The organism is Jejuia spongiicola, assembly GCF_023502325.1.
Lineage (GTDB): Bacteria > Bacteroidota > Bacteroidia > Flavobacteriales > Flavobacteriaceae > Wocania_A > Wocania_A spongiicola.
This window is the reverse complement of the sequence record NZ_JAMFLZ010000045.1, coordinates 1-231: the sequence shown is the minus strand read 5'-3', so window position 1 is coordinate 231 and position 231 is coordinate 1. Positions and strand designations below refer to the sequence as shown.

Annotated in this window: 1 protein-coding gene; it reads right to left on the bottom strand. The window is 32.9% G+C overall.

Going from position 1 to position 231, the window contains the following annotated elements; genetic code table 11:
* Window positions 1-231 (bottom strand): BspA family leucine-rich repeat surface protein (locus tag M3P09_RS17290; RefSeq protein WP_249974074.1); only part of this gene is annotated, 231 nt, incomplete at both ends.

Here is a 231-nt window from a genome sequence, read left to right as displayed (position 1 = left end):
AGATAAACAAAAAGTACTATTACCTCCATGAAAAGTTATATTATAAGGGACATCATCAATACCATCATTAGCACCACCACTAGAGTCTGTATACCAACCTATTAAAGTAGCATCGTAGTTTGTTGTAGATAGTGTAACACCATTAAACATATCGGTCATATTAGAAACAGTACTAATATCCCAATCACCAAGGTTTTGATTAAAAGTAGTAGCACCTTCAAACATTTGTGA